Raw genomic sequence first — 18,886 nt, forward strand, 5'->3', positions numbered from 1 at the left:
TGCAGATTCATGGAAGAAGGCTCTTCCGGAATCTGCATCTTTCTGTTTCAGCCTGCGGGTATTCGATGGATAAACTGATAATTACTGGTGGCAACCGTCTGGATGGAGAGATTCGTATCTCCGGTGCCAAGAACTCTGCGCTGCCTATTCTTGCAGCAACCCTGCTGGCTGATGAGCCGGTGACGGTTTGTAACCTGCCCCACCTTCACGACATTACCACCATGATTGAGCTGTTTGGCTGCATGGGCGTGGAGTTGATGATTGATGAAAAGATGAATGTTGAGGTTCATGCCAGCACCATCAAGCATCTGACTGCACCTTATGATCTGGTGAAGACCATGCGTGCTTCCATCCTGGTTCTGGGGCCTCTGGTAGCCCGTAATGGTTATGCGGAAGTTGCTCTGCCTGGCGGTTGTGGCATTGGCAGTCGACCCGTTGACCTGCACCTTCGTGGTCTGGAAGCCATGGGTGCTGAGGTTTCCGTGGAAGACGGTTACATTAAAGCGAAAGCTGAGCGCCTGAAAGGTGCCCATATTTTCCTCGATACCGTGACTGTAACCGGTACTGAGAACCTGCTGATGGCCGCGACTCTGGCCGAAGGCGAAACAATCATTGAAAATGCTGCCCGTGAGCCAGAGGTTGTTGATTTGGCCGAATGCCTGATTCGCATGGGCGCGGAGATTGAAGGTCACGGTACCGACACTATTCGTATTCAAGGCAAGAAGAGCCTGCACGGTTGTGTTTACTCTGTATTGCCAGACCGTATCGAAACCAGCACTTACCTGATTGCTGCTGCCGCTACCCGTGGTCGTGTTCGGGTGAAAGATACTGATCCAACCATTCTTGATCCGGTTCTGGTGAAGCTTCGTGAAGCTGGCGCCAAAGTAGAAGCCGGGGATGATTGGATTGAGCTAGATATGGAAGGTCGTCAGCCAAAAGCTGTCAGCCTGAAAACTGCTCCTTACCCAGGTATGGCTACTGACGTTCAGGCGCAGTTTACCGCGCTGAATGCTGTAGCTGAGGGTACTGGCACCATCACCGAAACCATTTTCGAGAACCGCTTTATGCATGTTCTGGAAATGAAGCGTATGGGCGCGGATATTGATGTAGAAGGTAACACTGCGATTGTTAAAGGTGTTGATAACCTGAAATCCGCTCCGGTTATGGCTACCGATCTGCGTGCCTCAGCCAGTCTGGTGATTGCCGGCCTTGTGGCAGAAGGTGAGACTGTGGTTGATCGCATCTATCACATTGACCGTGGCTACGAATGTATTGAAGAGAAGCTGCAACAGTTAGGCGCTACGATTCGTCGAATTCCTCGCTGATAGCTTTGTTTTTTTGCCGGAGTGCGGGGAGCATTCCGGCAGAAAACTGTATTGAAAGAATCTGAGTGTTTATAAAACAATGATATCAACACCTCTGACTATCGCCCTTTCTAAAGGCCGCATTCTGCAAGAAACCCGTCCATTGCTGGAAAAGGCGGGTATAACACCGGCAGAAGATGTTGCGAAAACCCGCAAGCTTATTATTCCCACCAACCATGAAAATGTTCGTCTGCTGATTGTTCGGGCCAGTGATGTGCCAACTTATGTTGAGCATGGTGCTGCTGATCTGGGAGTTGCCGGGAAAGACGTTTTGATGGAGCACAACTCTCCAGAGCTGTATGAACCTCTGGACCTTCAAATATCAAAATGTCGTTTAATGACGGCGACTGCCGTTGATTATCAGGAAGAACCAGGCCGCCGCATTCGGGTCGCAACCAAGTTTGTCAATGTCGCCAAGCGTTTTTATGCCAGCCAGGGAAAGCAGGTCGATATTATTAAACTCTATGGCTCTATGGAGCTGGCACCGCTGATTGATTTGGCAGATCAGATTGTTGATATCGTTGATACCGGAAATACCCTGAAAGCCAATGGTCTTGAACCAAGAGAGCATATTGCAGATATCAGTTCACGACTGGTGGTAAACCGTGCCGCAATGAAAGTGAAGCATGAAACCATCAGCGAAATAATTAGTCACATGAAAGCTGCAGTGGAAGCAGCTGGTTAAGCGCGACAATTTCTGAACCTGTTTTATAAATACAAATTCATCGACACTGTCAGAGGTCCTCTATGAGCGAAGTTGCGGTTCAGCCCCGCAGGCTGGTTTATGGCGATAAAACATTTGCCGAAAGCCTGGATCACCTTCTGGCCTGGGATACAGTCTCAGATACAGGTGTTCAGCAGGTTGTTACTGATATTGTTGAGCAGGTGAAAAGTCGTGGTGATGAAGCTCTTCTGGAATATTCCAATCGCTTCGACAAGCTGACAGCCAAATCCCTTGCTGATCTTACCCTCAATAAAAACCAACTCCTCAGTGCTCTTGAAAATTTACCAGCGGAACAGCGTGCTGCGCTGGAAACTGCTGCAAAACGCATTCGTGATTATCATGAAAAGCAGGTACAGGATGACTGGAGCTTTACTGAAGCTGATGGCACAAAGCTTGGTCAGCGAGTTACGCCACTTGATCGGGTAGGGCTTTATGTTCCCGGTGGTCAGGCGGCTTATCCTTCCTCGGTGTTGATGAATGCAATTCCTGCCAGAGTGGCCAGTGTGGGTGAAGTAGTTATGGTTGTGCCTACACCCGCCGGTGAAGTGAATGAGCTGGTTCTTGCTGCTGCGGCACTTGGTGGTGTTGATAGAGTGTTCACCATTGGCGGCGCTCAGGCGGTTGCTGCTCTCGCTTATGGAACAGAAACTGTTCCGGCTGTGGATAAGATAGTTGGGCCAGGAAATATTTACGTGGCTACGGCCAAGCGTATGGTCTTTGGGCAGGTTGGCATTGATATGATTGCCGGGCCTTCAGAAATTCTTGTGATCAGTGATGGCAAGACTGATCCGGACTGGATTGCGATGGATCTGTTCTCTCAGGCAGAACATGATGAAGATGCTCAAGCGATCCTGATAAGCCCTGATGCTGCCTTTCTTGATGCCGTGCAAGTGAGTATGAATAAGCTTCTGCCAACCATGGAACGCAAAGCCATTATTAAGGCTTCGTTGAATGGTCGTGGTGCCATGATTCATGTGCCGGATTTAAGTAAGGCCGCAGAAGTGTGTAACCGCATTGCACCGGAGCATCTGGAGTTGTCAGTAGAAAGCCCTGAAGCTGTTCTTCCTGAGATTCGTCATGCGGGAGCCATCTTTATGGGGCGTTATACTGCAGAAGCTCTGGGGGATTACTGTGCAGGGCCAAACCATGTCTTGCCAACTTCTGGAACTGCTCGATTCTCATCACCGTTGGGTGTTTATGATTTTCAGAAGCGAACTTCACTGATTAACTTCTCGGCACAAGGGGCTTCAGAGGCTGGTAAGGTTGCTTCTGTTCTGGCTCGTGGGGAAGGTCTGACCGCTCATGCCAGATCGGCAGAATATCGCATTAAGAAGTGAATAAAATAAGAGCCAGTTTAACTGGCTCTTATTTTATTAGAATCTTGTTTATCCGCGGGTGGGATCTTCCGGGCGTTCGCCAACTTCTGTGACAAATGGTATTTCCTTGCCATCCCGTAAAACCATTATGGTGACTTTTGAGCCGGGTTTAAGCTTGGCGACGCTGTTCATTACCTTGCGGGCATCGTAGGTAACAAGTTCATTAATACGAAGAATAATATCGCCTCGTTGAAGGCCAGCAGCTTTGGCTGGACCATTCTCGTAAACTCCAGAAATCAAGATACCGCTGCCCAGTGGCAGGTTAAAAGCTTCAGCAAGTTCGGTGCTGAGAGCTGTCGATTCAATGCCCAGCCAGCCCCGTACAACCCGGCCTTTATCAATAATGGAAGTCATTACAAACTTGGCGAGGTTTGAGGGAATGGCAAAGCCCAAACCTTCACTGCCGCCGTCACTGGAGATCAGGGCAGTAGAAATGCCCACAAGTTCACCTTTGGCATTAATAAGTGCACCACCGGAGTTACCGATATTAATGGCAGCATCAGTTTGTAGGAAACCTTCGTAAGTGCTGAGTCGCAGGTCTCGACGGGTTGCGCTGATGATTCCCTGACTGACAGTTTGACCGAGCCCGAATGGATTACCAATGGCGAGAACAACATCGCCAATTTTTACTGATTTGGAATCTGCCCAATCTGCGCTGGGAAGGTTTTCCATCTCAATTTTTAGAACAGCCAGATCAGTTTCCGGATCAAAGCCAATAACCTTGGCCCGGGTTTCCCGGAAATCAGGCAGGGCGACGATAATATCGTCAGCCCCTTTAATTACGTGGTTGTTGGTCAGTACATACCCGGCCGGGCTAACTATAACCCCGGAACCCAGGCTGGACTGAACCTGCTGCCTGCGGGGAATTCGACTTTTACTGAAAGGCTCGGATATCAGGTTGTTGTCCCGGTTCCCCGGGCGGCGCAGAGTTCGCTGGGTGAATATGCTGACAACTGAAGGTGCAGCTTTCACCACGGCAGAATTAAAAGAAGGAACAAAGCTTTGGGGTGGTTGCTGCTCAACAACAGGTTGAGGTTTGGGCTCTTCAACTTCACCCGTTAAAGAAGGGTATTGCTGAAGAATAAGCAGAGCAACGAGAAGACCACAGAGTGCAGGCCAGCCAAACCAGCTAAGTGTTTGTGAAAACCGGTTCATGAAAAGTATCCAGCCATCCTGTTTAAGATTGTGCTCGAGTCTGACTTTCTACCGCACCAAAACAGATGCACATAGAATGCCAGTACCAGTTAGTATAAAGGTATGCACTGCTCGGTGATATATGCAAACTCCGGCATAAATGTGAAACACCTAGTGAAAGGTTAAATTTATTATGAAGTTACAGGAATTAGTAAGTGTTCTTGATGCAGAGCTTCAGCCCTGGATGTTCAAGGATTACTGCCCAAATGGTTTGCAGGTAGAGGGCCGGGAAAATGTTTTACGACTGGCAACAGGTGTCACAGCCTGTGAAGCGCTTATTGATCAAGCAATAGCATGGAAAGGTGATGCCATATTGGTGCATCACGGTTATTTCTGGAAGAACGAACAGGCGCAGGTCACAGGAATGAAAAAACGCCGGCTGCAGAAGCTTCTGGCCAACGATATCAGTTTGCTCGGTTATCATCTTCCTTTGGATGGGCACCCTACTATGGGAAACAATGCCACATTGGCAAAACTGCTGGGAATAACGGAAACCGGGCCTCTGGATCCCTTTGAATCCCGGCCAGTTGGTAATATCGGTGAGGTGACTGCTCCTGTTTCTCTTGATGATTTTGGTGCAGCTATCGAAAAGGCGTTAGGCCGCAAGCCTTTAGTGATAAGCGGTGGTGACCACGCTGTTAAAACAGTGGCGTGGTGTACTGGCGGTGCCCAAAGTCTTATTGGTAAAGCTATTGAGGCTGATGTTGACGCTTATATCAGTGGTGAAATTTCAGAGTCCACTGTGCATACAGCCAGAGAAGAAGGCATTCACTACATCTCAGCCGGGCATCATGCCACTGAGCGTGGAGGTGTCCAGGCATTAGGTGAATGGTTGGCAAACAATCATGGTATCGAACATCAGTTCTTTGATATTGGTAACCCTGTTTAACAGTCCTTAGAACAATTGCGTTAGCCCTGAAAACAATTAACGGATAATTAGCTTTGCCATTACCTCTAAGTTTTTTTCTCAATGGGCAGGAATGGCAATGTTTTTACGGGCTAAAGGTATCTATAGGTGTGTGAGTGGGGCTGGCTATCAGGAACCGCCACAATCAGTCTCTGGTAATAATGGATCTTCTGACAGGGGCTCTTCAAGCCCCAGTCCTTCGTTTAGTACCCCTCCTACCCAGAGCTCCTCTGGTGTTAGCTCTTCAGGAGCTGGCTCTTCAAGGACTACCCCTTCGGGTATTTCGGTTGCTGTAGCCCCAGCTGTTCCTGTTATTCCGAAGCTTGCAGCCTCCAGGCTTCCCGTAGAACCGCTGCCCCCTGAGCATCGCCTGGTCAATAGGAAACTAACGGAGAGTAAATTACGAGAAGATGCAACTCCTGGCGTAGTGGTTGAGCTGCCTTTGAAAGACGGTTCAACCGAGTCGCGGCTTGTTGATATGGATAACTGGGCTGGTTGTATAAGAGATTGTCGCTGGAATGAATTGCGCTTTTTTCGAAGGGAAGAACCTTACTTTTTATTTGCTAATACTGCGGAGTTTAGTGTCAATCTTGATGATGAAACCTTTATTTCTACAGAGCATTATTTTCAGTATGAAGGGTTGAAGACGACTCGCTATGGAGCGGCATTGCTAGAGAGTTCTCCGAACTTTATTGGTTATTTAGGAAAACAGCATTATGGAGATGCAGCCGCTTCATATGGCCAGGGACATAGTGACAAGAAGCCTTTGAACTGGCGTCGCGAATCCACCAAGGTTATGCGTAAAGCTATCAGGGCTAAGTTTAATTTTGTTGATTATCCGGCTGAAGCCATGTTGCTGATGGAAACATACCGGTTTGCCAGAGTTCTTGTTGAAAATAATAAGAAAGATAAATGGTGGGGAGCGTGGGAGAGTGATCAAGGCAAAAACAAGTTGGGGCTGATCTTGATGGAGCGCCGGGCTGAACTGAGAGATTTGTGGAAACAGTTAACCGCAGAAGAACAAAAGGCGGTTTATGATTGTTACTGCGAAAAATACCCTGAGGTCGTTCAGCTCTATCCGTCTCAGAGAGGTGCTTACGAACAACGCCCTGCACCGGGCCCTGAAAAGGCAAAAACTACAGCTTCTTACAGCCATCCATCCCAACCCTACTCCACAGATCGTAAAGGAAAACATAAAAAGTAGAGAAACAGATTCTGCCGTACCGTTGTTGTCATATACATAGTACAAACAATTCTAAATATGCTCGCTCATATTCTTTAGAATTATTGATATAGTGTGCCTCCCGCTAATAACTACAGATGAAATGGCGGGTCAGAATGACAACAACGGGGTTGCCCCATGAGTGCGGATTATAACCTGAACCACCTTCGGCAACTTGAAGCCGAAAGCATACATATTATTAGAGAAGTCGCGGCAGAGTTTGATAACCCGGTGATGCTTTATTCCATCGGGAAAGACTCTGCGGTGATGTTGCACCTTGCTCGTAAGGCCTTTTTCCCCGGGCGCATTCCATTTCCTCTGCTGCATGTAGACACTGACTGGAAGTTCCGGGAAATGATCGAATTCCGGGATCGTATGGCCAAAGAATACGATCTGGATCTTCTGGTTCATAAGAATCAGGAAGGCCTGGATATGGGCGTCGGCCCATTTACCCATGGCAGCTCCAAGCATACCGATATTATGAAAACCCAAGGGCTGCGTCAGGCTTTGGACAAGTACGGCTTTGATGCCGCCTTCGGTGGTGCCCGCCGGGATGAAGAAAAATCCCGTGCCAAAGAGCGTGTTTATTCCTTCCGTGACAGTAACCACCGCTGGGACCCAAAGAATCAGCGTCCGGAGCTGTGGAACGTCTATAACGGCAAGCACGAGAAAGGCGAAAGCATTCGTGTGTTCCCACTCTCGAACTGGACTGAGCTGGATATCTGGCAGTATATCTGGATGGAGAACATCGAGATTGTTCCCCTCTATCTGGCCGAAAAGCGTCCTGTCGTTGAGCGCGACGGTATGCTGATTATGGTGGATGACGACCGTATGCCGCTGGAAGAAGGTGAAGTGCCAGAGATGAAGTCTGTACGCTTCCGTACTCTGGGCTGCTATCCGCTCACCGGTGCTGTGGAGTCTGAAGCAGATACTTTGCCAGAAATTATTCAGGAGATGCTGCTGACCACAACGTCTGAGCGTCAGGGTCGGGCTATCGATCATGACTCCTCCGGTTCCATGGAGAAGAAAAAGCAGGAGGGCTACTTCTGATGAGCCATCATTCCGATTTGATTGAGTCAGATATCATTGCCTACCTTAAGCAGCACGAAAACAAAGAGCTGCTGCGTTTTCTTACCTGTGGCAGTGTTGATGACGGCAAGAGCACTCTGATTGGTCGCCTGCTGCACGATAGCAAAATGATCTTTGAAGATCAGCTGGCAGCGATTGAGAACGATAGTAAGAAAGTTGGTACTCAGGGCGACAAGATTGATCTGGCCTTGCTGGTGGATGGCCTGCAGGCTGAACGTGAGCAGGGCATAACCATCGACGTAGCTTACCGTTATTTCTCCACAGAAAAACGTAAGTTCATTATTGCTGATACTCCAGGTCATGAGCAGTACACCCGCAATATGGCAACCGGTGCTTCAACCTGTGACTTGGCGGTTATTCTGATTGATGCCCGTTATGGTGTGCAGACTCAGACTCGTCGTCATTCATTTATTGCCAGCCTGTTGGGTATCAAGCATATCGTTGTGGCTGTAAACAAAATGGATCTGGTGGATTACAGTCAGGATACCTTTGAAAAGATCCGCAATGACTATCTGGACTTTGCTGAGCCTCTGACTGCAGATGGTGCAATGGGTGATATTCGCTTTGTACCCATGTCAGCGCTTGATGGCGATAACGTTGTGAATGCCAGTGACAATATGTCCTGGTATGAAGGCAAGACACTGATGCAGATTCTGGAAACGGTTGAAATTTCCAGCGACCGCAATCTGGATGATTTCCGCTTGCCTGTGCAGTACGTCAATCGTCCAAATCTTGATTTTCGTGGTTTTGCCGGAACCATTGCCTCTGGTGTGGTGAATGTTGGTGATGAACTCAAAGCATTGCCTTCTGGAAAAACCAGCAAGGTTGCTGAGATTGTGACCTTTGATGGCAATCTTGAGCAGGCGTTTGCTGGTCAGGCTGTCACTCTGACTCTGGAAGATGAAATTGATATCAGCCGTGGCGATATGCTGGTTAAGCCTGAGCGTCAGCCAGAGAGCAGCAGTGAACTGGATGCCATGATCGTGTGGATGGCTGAACAGCCTCTGCAGCCGGGTCGCCAATATGATCTGAAAGTTGGTGCATTTACCTCAACCGGTCAGGTGAGTGCTATTCACCATCGGGTTGATGTGAATACTCTTGAACAACAGTCCACACAGCAACTGGCTCTGAATGAAATTGGCCACTGCCATCTGACACTGACCAAGCCAGTAGCCTTTGATAAGTATCGCGATAACCGGGCAACCGGAGCTTTTATCATTGTTGATCGCTTAACCAACGCCACAGTTGGCGCAGGTATGATCAGCGGGCAGGCTGACTCTGGTTCTCAGGGTAAGGTTTCTGCCAATGAAAGGGCGGCTCGCCTTGGCCAGAAGGCTGCGGTTATTGAGGTGTCTGGAGCTTCCGCTGAGCAGTTACTGACTCTGGAAAGAGGGCTGTTTAACAAAGGGCTGTTCCCGGCCATTTGTGAGCCAGGACTTTCTGAACAGGAGAGCATTCTTCTGGCTCAGGGAATTGTTGTATTAACAGATGATGCTGCTTCAGATGAAGCTGTGCTGTTGAATGCCCAGGATGCTGATTTGCTGGATAAAATCTCCCAGATCGTATCTCTATAACTTGTTCACCCGGGGGTAACCCTGCTCCCGGGTGAATTATATTTATCTTTTGGATAAACAGCTTTTTCTTTCTTTACTCTCTGTATTAATGCGTATGCGTTAGTAAAAAATCTTGTAAAAACTTCTCCTTTCAAACTATTTTTCTAATCTTATAAAGAACACAAAAATGGACAGGAATTGACCACCTGTTCTGTGGCAATGTGCGCACTTTCGATTGAACCTGAACGGCATGTTTGTGATTCAACAGGGCATGTGGCTGCAATTTATTGATAGTTGAATATGCTATCGCCGCATACTGCAAAAAATCGTACTATGCCAAGAGTTTGTAATGTTTCCTTACACTTCTATGTTCTATAGAAGTACTTGTTCAATCATCTACCCTGGACCCTTTTCGGAGCCAAGATGAAATCCGCATTTTACGATCAGCTCTCCGCTCAGCTGGAAGAGCTCAAGCAGCAAGGCCTGTACAAGGACGAGCGTGTTATTACCTCCCAGCAGTCTTCCGACATTACTGTAACGGGTGGTGAACAGGTTATTAACTTCTGTGCCAACAACTATCTGGGCCTGGCTAATGCGCCAGAGTTGATTGAAGCTGGTCAGAAAGCTCTGGATAAGTATGGCTACGGTATGGCGTCTGTACGCTTTATCTGTGGTACTCAGGACGTTCATAAAGAGCTGGAAGCTCGTATGTCCGAGTTCCTGGGTATGGAAGACACCATTCTTTACTCTTCCTGCTTCGACGCCAACGCTGGCCTGTTCGAAACTGTTCTGACCGCTGAAGACGCAATCATCAGTGACTCCCTGAACCACGCCTCCATCATCGATGGCGTGCGTCTGTGTAAGGCCAAGCGTTTCCGCTACGCCAACAATGACATGGCGTCTCTGGAAGAGCAGCTGAAAGCCGCTGATGAAGCTGGCTGCCGCCACAAGATGATCGCTACCGATGGCGTATTCTCCATGGACGGTATTATCGCCAACCTGAAGGGTATCTGCGATCTGGCTGACAAGTACAACGCGCTGGTTATGGTTGATGACTCCCACGCTGTTGGCTTTGTTGGCGACAAGGGTCGTGGTACTCACGAATACTGCGAAGTGATGAGCCGTGTGGACATCATCACAGGTACTCTGGGCAAGGCCATGGGTGGCGCTTCCGGTGGTTACACTTCCGGTAAGAAAGAGGTTATCGCCTGGCTGCGTAACCGTTCCCGTCCTTACCTGTTCTCCAACACTCTGTGCCCAACCATCGCGTCCGCAACCCTGAAGGTCCTGGATTTGCTGGCTGCTGGCGACGATCTGCGTGCCCGTCTGCGTGACAATGCTTCCTACTTCCGTGCTGAAATGGAAAAGCATGGTTTCACTCTGGCTGGCAAAGACCACCCAATCATTCCAGTTATGCTGGGTGACGCGGCTCTGGCTAAAGAATTTGCTGACCGCATGCTGAAAGAAGGCATCTACGTTATTGCCTTCAGCTTCCCGGTTGTACCAAACGGTAAAGCCCGTATCCGTACTCAGATGTCTGCCGCTCACACTAAAGAGCAGATTGACCGTGCGGTAGCCGCCTTCGCCAAGATTGGCCGTGAACTCAAGGTAATCGCCTGAGTCTGACCGGCTGGTCTAAGGTCAATAGATACACACTGAAATGGATTTAAGCTGCCTCAGGTTCCATCCCTTATGGGATAGGAGGCAGTTTCCGCTTTCTGGAAAGTAGAGTACGCCCCCATGGTAACAATGAAAACTCTGGCCAAGCTGCATGCCGAAAAAGGCATCTGGATGGACGAGAAGGAAATTCCGACTCCTGGCCATAACGATGTTCTGATCAAGATCCACAAGACCGCTATCTGCGGTACTGACATCCATATCTACAACTGGGATGAGTGGTCTCAGAAGACCATTCCTCTGGGTATGACCGTAGGTCACGAATTCGCGGGTGAAATCGTAGAAATCGGTCAGGAAGTTGCTGGATTCAAGATTGGTGATCGTGTTTCCGGTGAAGGTCACCTGGTATGCGGCCACTGCCGTAACTGCCGCGCTGGCCGTCGTCACCTGTGCCGCAACACTCAGGGTGTTGGTGTAAACCGTCCTGGCTGCTTTGCTGAATACCTGTGCATTCCTGCCGCTAACGTATTCCCTCTGCCAGATGACATCTCTGATGATATGGCTTCCATCTTTGACCCATACGGCAACGCTGTTCACACAGCTCTGCAGTACGACATGGTTGGCGAAGACGTTCTGGTAACCGGCGCCGGTCCAATCGGCATCATGGGTGCTGCTGTTGCCAAGCACGCTGGTGCTCGCCACGTTGTGATCACCGACGTTAATGAATACCGCCTGTCTCTGGCTCGCGAAATGGGTGTAACCCGTGCCGTGAACGTAGCCGAAGAGAAGCTGGAAGACGTTATGAAAGACCTCGGTATGACCGAAGGTTTTGACGTTGGTCTGGAAATGTCCGGCAATGGTCGTGCATTCGAACAGATGCTGGAACTGATGAACAACGGCGGTAAGGTATCCCTGCTGGGTATTCCTGCGGCTGACACCGTGATCGACTGGAACCAGGTGATCTTCAAGATGCTGACCCTGAAAGGCATCTATGGTCGTGAAATGTTCGAGACCTGGTACAAGATGGGCAGCATGCTGCAGTCTGGCCTGGATCTGGATCCAATCATCACTCACCGCTTCCCTGTGTCCCAGTTCGAAGAAGCTTTCGAAATCATGGCCAGCGGTAAGTCCGGCAAGATTGTTCTGGACTGGACTGAGTAATACGTTTGATTTAATCATCAAACTGTTTAACCCAAAGGGAGCGATTTATCGCTCCCTTTTTTATGTACCACATAAGCAACCTCGATGTTATCTGCTACTTTCAAACAGGCTGTCAGGGAGTAAGTAGCGGTGTGACAGGTTTTTTCTTCTGTCTAAAATAAAAAGCCGAAAAGAAAAATATGCTTCCTCAAAGAGAGCTGTCTTTACTTAAGGGGGCATTGTGTTGAGGTTGTTTTGTTGTTGGGTTGTTAGTGTTTTAAGTTTGTTTGTTTCCTTTCTCGTTTCTGGGGCTGAAGAAGTTATTGTAAGAAAGCCCAGATTTTCGCTACCTATAGGTGCGCCTGGATCTTTAATCCCTGAAGGGGCAACTCTTCCAATTATTACAACGGATGATTTTTCTACGCAGCGAAGTGTGAAAAGGGATTCAAGCTATTCTTCCGGCTCTGAGGGTGGGTCTCCAATATCATCGTCGAGTTTCGATGTTTACCTTTTAACTACAAAGGTTTCAAGGTCATTATCTCTTAATACTGAGGAACCACCGTTTAAGGTGCCACCTAGTTCAAATAAGCATAGGCGGAATGTCTCCGATGGAGGAGGGCGTTTTTTACGTCCACCTAGAAGAGAAGATTCTGGGCTTAGCGGTATAAGTGGCTTCAGTAGCTCCTCCACCCAGCTCTACATGGAATCTGACTCCGGTTCATCTTTGGCAACGACACCAACAACAGAGCAACATCCTGGAATGAAAGGAGCTACGTCTCTTTTATCGATAATTCCTCGAGTTTCTACAGCTCCAAAATATGGGGAGATTCAGGAAGTATTTATGGACGATGATGATGATGATGGTGGTGAAGAGGAAGCATATTGGAAGAATAAAAGAAAAGAGCACAGGAGAGCACTGGGAAAGTCGTCCCACAGGGATAGTAAGAGGGTTAAGTCGCGAGCGCCAACAACAGATAAGACTATAGCAACCAAGAAAAAATTAGGACGATACTCTCAAAGTTCCGGCAATTTGCTTAGCATGTTTGGAACCAGTATGGGGGCTCATTCTGGCAGTTCAAAACAAAAAAAAGATGGTTTTGTTGAGCTTTACGAAAAAGAAAAACCATGGAAACTAAAACATGACTCGGAATTGCAGGATATTATTTCTGAATTTCGGAGGATCAATGCAAGGGCGAGTGATACCAATGAATTCTGGAACAAAATTGTTTATAGATTAACTTGTTGGGTTATCACAAGAGCCTGGATTGGAACTGGCCCTGTAAGCATGCACAGAATCAGTTTTCCTTACCCTTTCTATTATGGTGAAGCCGGAGTTTTTCAACTGAATAAAGTTTTCAGTGTCCCATGGTTGCCAGCTAAACCACCAAAAGCTAAAAACTTTTCCCCCCAGTTAATGAAAGCCTGGAAAACTCTCGAAGTTGAGTTTGGATTTCTTGAACAAGATGATGGCAGGTGGTCTATTCCTCTGCGCAGAGTATTGCAAGAAATGGAGTCGAGAATAAAGGCTATGTTTGGAGAATCTCCATCAGCCAGAAGTATTCGGCGACAGGGTGATACCCAGAAAACTCTGGATTACACTCTGAAAATTATGGATGCCATCGTTGAGTCTTATGTTTCGTATTTAAAAGAAGTAGCTTCTTCAACAAACTCTCACATGCAGGAGTCAGAAAGCAGTGATGTTGAGTCGAGAGAGTTTGATGAAGCTTTCCTTGCAGAAACCAAAGCTCTTAGGAAGGCTCTGGAATCATTATCTGCAATCCTGAAATCGAGCAGTATCCGGCATTTGGAATATGGAATTGGGTTGTTGGGCTCTGTTTCTAAAATAATGGATACCAGAGCACCAGATGCAAGCACTTATCATACATACCATCGAAGGCTTGAATCTCTGCATGTTTTAGGATTGATGTGGAGGAAAAAGCTTGATTTAGGCCTTACTATTCCTGTGCCTGCCTCTAAAAAGAAAACTAAAGGGGAGGTCAGGGCACCTCTTCCCGGAGTTTTTTCCCAGCTTGATATTAATGACTATAGCGAGCTTATAGCGTTCTTTGATGACTTACTTCATGGCTTTCAGGATGGCTTTATCTTGTTGCCTGAACCAAATAAAGTCCTTGAGACGGATGCAGGATCTACAGAAGTATGGGGATATAGCTGGGAATTTGATGAGAGTAAGGTGGTTGTTCTGGAAGATGGTAGTGGAGTAGTGCCATCAATGGTTTTGTTTAATGAAGCATATGATAAAAACAACCCCAAGATAGGGAAAGCCTGCCCGGCCTTTAAAAGACTTTACCACCATATGTTTATGTTAAGCGCCTCGGCTCCTGGTGCTGTAAACGCAACGTTTTATCTGTCATCAATCTATAGAGTCATATCTGACTTGTATTCAGCAGTTGTAGAGGAAAGCTTTGCGGAAGGCCTGACTGAGGCTGACTTATCTTTTGAACTTATGCACCACGTTCCTTTATTACGGCTTGTAGGAAAAGCTATAGGTGAGAAAGTGAAAGACTTTACAGATGAGGAGCGTGCTCAAGACCTTCAGCGGCTAAAAGAAAAATATAAAAAAGTATCTGCTATTGATGCCTTTGCTGAAGGGGATAATTTCTATGGAGTTATGGATCAATTAGGAAGCAGTTTGGCAGAAGCTGCGCGGTGTATTCGCACGGGTGATGCAAGCTTTAGTGGCTGGGTGAGGGACACTCTTGTCCAGTTCGAGCGTTTAGATGAGATGATGTCGAGGATATTTCGTGGGCGCTACAGTGAAATTATGAACTCCTTATACCTGGAGATAGAGAGTCTTCTCTATGAGATTCATCGCCTTTATGGAACACCTTCGCCTTTGGCGGTGGATCTTGACGATACAGATGAAGATATGCCTGAAGGAGAGCAGCTATAACCGAAGAGTTACAGCTGCAATGAAGACATTAACGGGCAATATATCGCAGGAACTCTTCCCTGGTAGGCAGGTTTGTGCGGAAATCACCACGCATAACCGATGTGGTCATTGAGGAGTTCTGTTTCTCAACACCACGCATCATCATGCACATGTGCTTGGCTTCAATAACAACAGCAACACCACGGGCACCTGTCACTTCTTCAATCGCTTCGGCAATCTGCAGGGTCATGTTTTCCTGAATCTGCAGGCGTCGGGCATACATATCCACGATGCGGGCGAATTTAGAAAGTCCCAGAACCTTTCCTTTAGGAAGGTAGGCGACATGAGCCTTGCCAATAAAAGGCAGCATGTGGTGTTCACACATGGAGTACAGTTCAATATCCCGTACCACAACCATTTCGTCGTTGTCGGACTCGAACACAGCACCGTTCACGATTTCTTCGAGGCTTTGGTGATAACCCCGGGTCAGAAAATTCATAGCCTTTGAAGCACGCGCAGGCGTGTCTTTCAGGCCGTCTCTCTGAGGGTTTTCTCCCAGCCCTTCCAGTATTGCTTTGTAGTATTCGCTGAGGTCTCTGCTCATGGATCTCTGGTCCGTTTCAGCTCAATGACATGCCACCATCCACAGGGATGGAAGTGCCTGTTATATAAGGGTTATTCAGTACGTACTCAAGTGTTTTCCAGATCACGCTCTCTCCGGGTTCTAACCCCATGGGAGGAATACGCAGCGTGTCGTCGGCAGCCATCTTCCGGTCACCCTCGTTCATGATGATCAGGTAGGGCGCGATTGCGTTGACCTTGATATCGGGTGCATACAAGCGGGCAAAAGATCGGGTCAGGCTCTCAAGTCCGGCCTTGGTGGCGGCATAGGCAGCATGATGCTCACTGCCTCGGAGAGCATTGTAATCGGTCATGTGGATGATGTCCGCAGTTTCCTCACAGTTACATAGTAACTGCCGCAAACCTCGGTTAATCAGCCAAGGGGCTTCCATGTGAACATGGAACAAAGATTCCATGGGTTCTGCATCCAGTGGATGGTGACTGTCAGCCATCCAGCCGGAAGCATTGTGGATAATCGCCCTCAGGCTGGAGGTGTACTGCTGTACTTCTTCGATCAGGCGGTAGGTATTCTCTTTAATTTCCAGGTCACACTGTAATGTCAGCGCGCCAGCGGCCTCCAGTTCTTCTATCCCTGGAGTAAATGTGCGGTAGGTTGCTATCACCTGGTAGCTCTGCTCCAGAAGCTTATGGGCGTTGTACAGCCCCAGACGACGTGACGCCCCGGTGATAAGAACTGTTTGTTTCTGGCTGCTCATAGCGACTCCCCCTGCGATGAGCCCATTTGTTATAGGCGGGCATTTAAGCAAATAAGGTGCGCAGGAGTCTAGAGCGCTGAATGAGCATAAAGATAAAGAAAGGACGCTTTCCTGCTGAGAAGCGCCCTTGTCAGTAGCAAAGGAGGGTTAACCAGCCATTTGAACTGTACGGGCAGTGCGGGTGGCTTGTGGTTGAGCGGCTTTTTGCTCTTGCTGATTTTTTGACAGCAGAGCACGAACACCCATGATAAAGAACCCAGTAAGAAACAGGTTAAGAGTCAGGGACAGCAGGGCGATGGTCAGTACCTGGCCGCCAATGCCATAACCCAGGCTGATCATCAGTACACCTGCACCCACTTCGCCTCGGGGGAACATACCAACACTGAGTGCAAGACGTTCACGCACAGAGGCTTCCTGACGGTAGCAGAACAATGGGAACATTTTGCCCACGTTGGAGATGACAGTGACCATCAGTACGTGGCCAATGATTGCCCAGGTACCCATAGCTTCAGCACCAACAGTTGTCGTGAAGTCCATCAGAGGCATGCTCAGGCCAACCAGAACCATGAATAGGGCGGCAATCACAGTATTTGCCTTCATACGCTCCGGGTCATGAGGATTCGCATTTGGAGAAGGCTTGATCATGCAGCCAAGCAGGAAGGCTGGCAGCAGAACTTCTATATGAACCGGGGTCTTGGCATCAATAGCCATACTGCCCAACAGAATCAGTTTGCTGGCAGTCGCAATCAGGAAGGCATAGCCCAACATGGATTTCCATGTGCAGGGAATCTCCAGGGAACGCAGCTTCTTGTAACCAACAACCAGCATAATGGCCAGTGAAAGCAGAACAAAGGCCAGCTGCCAGTTCAGGCCAACCATCATAATGGTCAGCGGTACCATCAGCAGTACAGTGTCCAGATCATCAAAGATTGCCAGTACTCGGGCCTTCTTGAACATCCAGGTAGAGCTCAGTCCTGCTGCAGCCAGCATGGCAAACAAAACGCCTGCAGATGTTGGAGCGGCAAAACGGCCAAGCAACAACATCTCTTTCCAGGTGTCGACTTCAAACCATACGCCCTGGGGAGATAAGACAAATACGAAGTACAGAACGACAAACAACCAGGGGAATGTGGCTGCAGTCATGGCAACCAGGTAGTCAACCCCGTAGCCAGAGAGATTGGATTTATCGATATCAAATTCGCTGCCTACATCAATCATTATGTAGGATAGTGCCACCATGGTCAGATACATGATGAACGCTTGGAAACTGGTATAAGAATCTCCGAAAGAATAAGGGAGTGTTTGCGACATAAATATGCCGAGTAAAAGGAGCAGGGAAAAAATAATAACTTTTTTCAAAGTAATACCCTAAATAGCAATCCTAAGTTAAAAAGGTTGATACATAACATTCAAAAATCGTAACTGGTGTTTATTTTGTTTTGCGGAAGTGTATGGGCTTTTATTGGCGCCAAAAAGCGACATGGATCAATGAAATTTCCGATTTGAAAATGAACTGAAAATTAAGTTGATTCTTTCTTCTTATTATATGGGTTTCTAAAAAACGCCTGTTTTCTCAAAGGTCGCAATAAATTTAATGAACAATATTAATTTATAGTTTTAGATGTTTGTTAATTAAAAAAAATAGAATTCATTAAACAAATGGCTATTTTTAGAAATAGGTAAGCCCAGTGGAATCACCTGTTTCTAGGTATATTTCACCTCACGATTTTTCTGGTAAGACCTTCCGTTGCCATGCGATCTTTCTTTACAATTCACATACGATAAACATGATCAGATGGCGGGATTTTTCCCACGATCTGCTGGCTGGAATTTTTTCTTTACATGCTTCTTTACATTCTCGACCTGTTGGGGACTGGCGTTTTTGCGGCTACAGGGGCAATGGTTGCTGCACGACGGAACCTGGACGTTTTTGGGGCTCTAGTCCTGGCGTTTGTGACTGCCGTAGGAGGCGGAACCATAAGGGATGCCATACTGGGAAGTACACCGGTTTTCTGGGTAAACGACACGGCATATATAACAGTTATTTGCCTGGCTACGGCACTGACTCTGGTTGGTCGTAACTGGTGGCATAAAACCCGTTATATTATTTTGCTCTCTGATGCTCTGGGCCTTGGTGTTTTCACTGTGATCGGAGTTGAAAAAGCCCTTTCCTATGGTGCTGCACCCATGGTTGCTGTGATTATGGGAGTTCTCACTGGAGCTGGTGGGGGCATGTTCCGTGATGTGCTGGCGGGTCGGGTTCCTATGGTGTTGCGTCATGAGATTTATGCGACAGCAGCCATTGCGGGCGGCCTTCTCTACGTGGCATTGGAAAGCTCTGGAGTTTCCAGAGGCTTGATTGCTATTGCCTGTGCTTCGGTTGTATTTGTCCTTCGGTTACTGGCGATTTACTGCAACCTCTCCCTTCCTCGCGTTAAGTTAGGGTAAATATACCTATAATAAAAATGGTGTT

General features: G+C 47.9%; 15 protein-coding genes. 11 read left to right on the forward strand and 4 right to left on the reverse strand.

What is annotated here, in order from left to right; all coding sequences use genetic code 11:
• Positions 1 to 65: 65 nt before the first annotated feature.
• The 3 genes from murA to hisD all read left to right on the forward strand — a co-directional run bounded on the left by murA (position 66) and on the right by hisD (position 3,425).
• On the forward strand, positions 66 to 1,325 hold the full coding sequence (murA, locus tag ACY2RR_RS09085; RefSeq protein WP_490107817.1) for a UDP-N-acetylglucosamine 1-carboxyvinyltransferase: 1,260 nt from the start codon (positions 66 to 68) through the stop codon (positions 1,323 to 1,325).
• Between the two features lie 82 nt (positions 1,326 to 1,407).
• Positions 1,408 to 2,049: an ATP phosphoribosyltransferase gene (gene hisG / locus ACY2RR_RS09090; RefSeq protein ID WP_490107890.1), complete on the forward strand. Its 642-nt coding sequence runs from the start codon at positions 1,408 to 1,410 to the stop codon at positions 2,047 to 2,049.
• 62 nt (positions 2,050 to 2,111) lie between these two features.
• Positions 2,112 to 3,425, forward strand: coding sequence for a histidinol dehydrogenase (hisD, locus tag ACY2RR_RS09095; protein WP_490107818.1), 1,314 nt, complete (start codon positions 2,112 to 2,114; stop codon positions 3,423 to 3,425).
• 48 nt (positions 3,426 to 3,473) lie between these two features.
• On the opposite strand, the gene ACY2RR_RS09100 is transcribed toward hisD, so the two are convergent.
• The gene (locus tag ACY2RR_RS09100) at positions 3,474 to 4,619 is read right to left on the reverse strand and encodes a S1C family serine protease (protein WP_490107819.1); all 1,146 of its coding nucleotides are present in this window, start codon (positions 4,617 to 4,619) and stop codon (positions 3,474 to 3,476) included.
• Positions 4,620 to 4,791: 172 nt separating this feature from the next.
• On the opposite strand from ACY2RR_RS09100, the gene ACY2RR_RS09105 reads away from it, so the two are divergent.
• From ACY2RR_RS09105 to ACY2RR_RS09135, 7 genes are all read left to right on the forward strand, one after another.
• Positions 4,792 to 5,547: a Nif3-like dinuclear metal center hexameric protein gene (locus ACY2RR_RS09105; RefSeq protein ID WP_490107820.1), complete on the forward strand. Its 756-nt coding sequence runs from the start codon at positions 4,792 to 4,794 to the stop codon at positions 5,545 to 5,547.
• A gap of 97 nt (positions 5,548 to 5,644) precedes the next feature.
• Positions 5,645 to 6,769, forward strand: a complete 1,125-nt coding sequence (locus tag ACY2RR_RS09110) for an NADAR domain-containing protein (RefSeq protein WP_490107821.1) — start codon at positions 5,645 to 5,647, stop codon at positions 6,767 to 6,769.
• A 156-nt stretch (positions 6,770 to 6,925) separates the two neighbouring features.
• Positions 6,926 to 7,837, forward strand: a complete 912-nt coding sequence (gene cysD / locus ACY2RR_RS09115; RefSeq protein WP_490107822.1) for a sulfate adenylyltransferase subunit CysD — start codon at positions 6,926 to 6,928, stop codon at positions 7,835 to 7,837.
• The gene (cysN, locus tag ACY2RR_RS09120) at positions 7,837 to 9,450 is read left to right on the forward strand and encodes a sulfate adenylyltransferase subunit CysN (RefSeq protein ID WP_490107823.1); all 1,614 of its coding nucleotides are present in this window, start codon (positions 7,837 to 7,839) and stop codon (positions 9,448 to 9,450) included. Before cysD ends, cysN begins: the two co-directional genes overlap by 1 nt.
• Positions 9,451 to 9,852: 402 nt before the next feature.
• The gene (locus ACY2RR_RS09125) at positions 9,853 to 11,049 is read left to right on the forward strand and encodes a glycine C-acetyltransferase (protein WP_490107824.1); all 1,197 of its coding nucleotides are present in this window, start codon (positions 9,853 to 9,855) and stop codon (positions 11,047 to 11,049) included.
• 129 nt (positions 11,050 to 11,178) lie between these two features.
• Positions 11,179 to 12,207: an L-threonine 3-dehydrogenase gene (gene tdh / locus ACY2RR_RS09130; RefSeq protein ID WP_490107891.1), complete on the forward strand. Its 1,029-nt coding sequence runs from the start codon at positions 11,179 to 11,181 to the stop codon at positions 12,205 to 12,207.
• A gap of 679 nt (positions 12,208 to 12,886) precedes the next feature.
• A complete protein-coding gene (locus ACY2RR_RS09135) occupies positions 12,887 to 15,097 on the forward strand; it encodes a hypothetical protein (RefSeq protein WP_490107825.1) in 2,211 nt (736 codons plus the stop codon).
• Positions 15,098 to 15,125: 28 nt separating this feature from the next.
• Here the strand turns inward: ACY2RR_RS09135 and folE are convergent, their stop codons facing one another.
• From folE to ACY2RR_RS09150, 3 genes are all read right to left on the reverse strand, one after another.
• Positions 15,126 to 15,680, reverse strand: coding sequence for a GTP cyclohydrolase I FolE (gene folE, locus ACY2RR_RS09140; protein ID WP_490107826.1), 555 nt, complete (start codon positions 15,678 to 15,680; stop codon positions 15,126 to 15,128).
• Between the two features lie 16 nt (positions 15,681 to 15,696).
• Entirely contained in the window at positions 15,697 to 16,413 is a 717-nt protein-coding gene (folM, locus tag ACY2RR_RS09145; protein WP_490107827.1) for a dihydromonapterin reductase, read from the reverse strand.
• A gap of 147 nt (positions 16,414 to 16,560) precedes the next feature.
• Positions 16,561 to 17,724 carry a cation:proton antiporter gene (locus ACY2RR_RS09150; RefSeq protein ID WP_490107828.1) on the reverse strand — a complete coding sequence of 388 codons (1,164 nt, stop codon included), beginning with the start codon at positions 17,722 to 17,724 and terminating at the stop codon, positions 16,561 to 16,563.
• A gap of 531 nt (positions 17,725 to 18,255) precedes the next feature.
• On the opposite strand from ACY2RR_RS09150, the gene ACY2RR_RS09155 reads away from it, so the two are divergent.
• A complete protein-coding gene (locus ACY2RR_RS09155; RefSeq protein WP_490107829.1) occupies positions 18,256 to 18,861 on the forward strand; it encodes a trimeric intracellular cation channel family protein in 606 nt (201 codons plus the stop codon).
• Positions 18,862 to 18,886: the final 25 nt, after the last annotated feature.

It is taken from the genome of Parendozoicomonas sp. 2304DJ65-17 (assembly GCF_058148445.1).